Source organism: Roseomonas sp. TAS13, from assembly GCF_001950415.1.
Classification (GTDB): Bacteria; Pseudomonadota; Alphaproteobacteria; order Acetobacterales; family Acetobacteraceae; genus Roseomonas; species Roseomonas mucosa.
Genome location: NZ_BDLP01000439.1, coordinates 1 through 3243, shown reverse-complemented (window position 1 = coordinate 3243; position 3243 = coordinate 1). Strand labels below are relative to the sequence as shown.

Sequence of the window (3243 nt, the reverse complement as noted above, 5' to 3'; positions counted from 1 at the left end):
GGCCGAATCCGCCTGCGGGCTGATCTTTCTCGATCCGCCCTATGGCGCCGGGCTGCCCGGGATGGTGCTGCCGGCGCTGCGTGGCGCGGGCTGGGTGGCGCCGGGGGCGCTGTGCTGCCTGGAAACCGGCCGGGCGGAGGACATGCCGGACCTGCCGGGCTGGGAGCCGCTGGCCGAGCGGGAGCATGGGGCCGCCCGGGTCCTGGTGTTGCGCGACACGGGGGCCTGACCGCGGCGCAGCCTGAACGGGGCCGCCTGAACAGGGGTTCCAGGCGGGAGAATGCCCGGACCGGGGAATGCCCGGACCGGGAAATGCTCGGACTCGGGGATGCCACGCCGGAGGGCAGGCTGGAACGGGATCGTGAACCGGCCGGGACGGTGTGGCGGAAGGGTGCCGCCCGGGCTTCTCCTGTCTGCCGGCGGACCGCGTGAACGATTTGTCAGGGCCGGCCCATGCCCGGGTCAGGCGGGCCGGTGCAATGCTGCACTGCGCGGTCGGGCTCCGGTCCGGCTGCCGCGGAAATCGGCGGCGGTCTATTCCCGGCAGATCGTCGTTCGACCGGTCGCCCCGTGAGGGGAGGCCATTTCGAGCCGGCTGGACTTCGGTCCAGCCGGCTCTTTTTCCGTCCGGGCTCCGGTTTCTGGCTTCGCCTGGGCGCTTTGGGGTGGTCCCGCCGGCGCGCGGTGGATTCGGCGTGGCCGGGGGCCTTCACGCCCCGCGCCGGCCGCGCGAGGATAGGGCCAATGGCCCTGGGCACCGGACCAGGGCCGCACGAGTCCCGCACAGAGGCCGCCCCACGGGCACCGTCCAGGAGATTTCTGCGCATGAGCATTCCGTCCAAGCCCGTCCTGCTGACGGGCGCGTCCGGCAACCTGGGGCGCATGCTGGCGCGGGAACTGGGGGCCAAGGGCTGGACCCTGCGGCTGACCGACCTGACGCCCTTCCCCGACCCGCTGCCGGAGAAGGCGAGTTTCACCCGCATGGACCTGGCCGACGGCGTCGCGCTGCTGAAGCTGGCGGAGGGCTGCGGCGCCATCCTGCATTTCGGCGGCGCCAGCACCGACCTGCCCTTCGAGACGGTGATCGGGCCGAACCTGCGCGGCGTCTATCACGTCTATGAGGCGGCGCGGCGCGAGAAGGCGCGGGTGGTCTTCGCCTCCTCCAACCACTCCATCGGCTTCCACGAGCGGCCGGCGGAGGGCGAGGCGAAGCTGGACGCGGACTGCGCCTTCCGGCCCGACAGCTTCTACGGGCTGAGCAAATGCTACGGCGAGCTGATGGGGCGGCTGTACTGGGACAAGCACGGCGTGGAGAACGTCAATGTCCGCATCGGCTCCTCCTTCGACGAGCCGGTGGATGCGCGCATGCTCTCCACCTGGCTGAGCTATGGCGACCTCGCGCGGATGATGGAGCGCGCCGTGCTGGCCGAGCGCACGGGGCATTGCGTGATCTGGGGCGCCTCTGACAACCCGGCGAGCTTCTGGGGCGAGGATCACCGCGACCGCATCGGCTGGAAGCCCGAGGACAGCGCCGAGCCCTTCCGCGACCGGGTGGGCGGCAAGAAGGCCGATCCGGTCTCCGAACGCTACCAGGGCGGCGGCTATACCACCGCGGGCTACAGCCGCGAGGCGCCGAGCCCGCGCGACCCCTTCGCCCTCGGCTGAGCCGCGCCCCCGTGATCCGTCTCGAAGCGGGCGGCTGGCAGGCGGCGCTGCTGCCGGAGCAGGGGGCCTGCTTCGCCAGCCTGCGCTGCGATGGCCGCGACGTGCTGGCGCCGGTGCCCGTCGGCGCCGCGGCGGTGGGCAGCCAGGCCGGCGCCTTCCTGATGCTGCCCTGGTGCAACCGCCTGGGCGATGGGCTGCTGCGCTGGAACGGCGGCGAACATCACTTCCCGGTCAACGACCTGCGCGGGCACAACGCCATCCACGGGCTGGGGCGGGACCGGCCCTGGATGCTGCTGCGGCGCGATGCCGCCAGTCTGCGACTGGAACAGCGGATGGAGGAGGCTGACCAGCCCTACCGCTACCATGCGGTGCTGGATGTCGCGCTGACGGAGGCCGGGCTGCGGCTGTGGCTTGCCATCACCAACACCTCCGGGGCGGTGATGCCCTTCGGCACGGGCTGGCATCCCTGGTTCGCGCGGCGCCCGGGAACGCGGGTGGCGTTCCGGGCGCGGCATCTGGTTCGCACCGATGCGCGGGGCCTGCCGGTGGCCACGGAGGAAACGGCGGGCATCTCGGGCGGCGAGGAGAGCTGGCTGGGGCAGGACCGGCACTATGCCGGCTGGGACGGGGCGCTGGAATTCGATCTCGGCGAAACGCGGCTGCGGCTGGCGGGCGAGGGGCGCTGGGCGGGCAACCTGCAGCTCTATGCCCCCAGCGCGCCGCAGGTCCTGTGCCTGGAGCCGGTGAGCCATGCCACCGACCTGCCCAACCGCGCCTTCCTCATCCCCTATGGCGACATGGACTGGCTGCCGCCCGGGAGCACGATGGAAGGGGGCGTTGCCCTGACCCTGCGCTGAGGCGGCGGTCTTTGCCGGGGAAGGAAGGGGAGGCATGGTGCCGCCCGGCCCCCGGCAACCGGGATTCCCTCCCCGGCGTTCCGGCAGAATCCGGGGGCAGGAGAAGGGGAAGCCCATGAGCGATCACGCGAGCGATCACGCGCAGGATGCCGACGACATCCGCCGCGAGTTCGGCGATCTGGTGAACATGACCGCCGAGGAGATGCGCCGCTGGCTCGACACGCCGGAAAGCTGGGAAGTCGGCTGGCATGACGAGGGCGAGGCGGAATCCGTCGGCCATCATTCGGGCCGGTGGATCCTGGAGATGCTGGAACGCGGCGGCGGGGCCGCGCCGGACGAGGACGAGCTGGCGCAGATGCGGCGGGTCGTCGGCTATGTCCGACGGCATCTCGCCCAGGGGCCGGCGGAGGATATCGAGCACAGCCGCTGGCGCTTCAGCCTGATGAACTGGGGGCATGACCCGGTGAAGACGGGACGGGGTTCCGGCGAGCCGGGCGTGGCGCCGTCGGAGGCGGAACCGGAGGCCGCTTCCCCGGAGGAGGATTCTCCGGAAGCGGTTCCGGAAAGCCCCGCGGAAGCGCGGGGCGAGGGCGGCGAGGCGGAGCGGCTGGAGAAGCCCAGGCCCCGCAGGCGCGCCGCCCGCAAGCCGGCGCCGGAACCCGCCCCGGAGGATGGATCGGAAGACGATCCGGCCGCCCCGCGGCCGGAAGCCCCCGCCGCA

4 protein-coding genes are annotated in these 3243 nt (G+C 72.5%); all 4 read left to right on the top strand.

Annotated features, from left to right (window positions below; genetic code table 11):
* A partial coding sequence (locus ROTAS13_RS21685; RefSeq protein WP_171979195.1) for an RsmD family RNA methyltransferase occupies positions 1-229 on the top strand: 229 nt, incomplete at its 5' end.
* A 596-nt stretch (positions 230-825) separates the two neighbouring features.
* The gene (locus tag ROTAS13_RS21680; RefSeq protein WP_019461361.1) at positions 826-1665 is read left to right on the top strand and encodes an NAD(P)-dependent oxidoreductase; all 840 of its coding nucleotides are present in this window, start codon (positions 826-828) and stop codon (positions 1663-1665) included.
* A gap of 11 nt (positions 1666-1676) precedes the next feature.
* Complete coding sequence (locus tag ROTAS13_RS21675; protein ID WP_058390045.1) at positions 1677-2522, top strand: hypothetical protein; 846 nt, start codon at positions 1677-1679, stop codon at positions 2520-2522.
* A 115-nt stretch (positions 2523-2637) separates the two neighbouring features.
* The coding region (locus tag ROTAS13_RS27845; RefSeq protein ID WP_075823382.1) for a DUF3140 domain-containing protein at positions 2638-3243 on the top strand (606 nt) is incomplete at its 3' end.

Coding starts and splice junctions, on each gene's coding strand:
- ROTAS13_RS21680 (WP_019461361.1), top strand. CDS start 826: ATGAGCATTCCGTCCAAGCCCGTCCTGCTGACGGGCGCGTCCGGCAAC.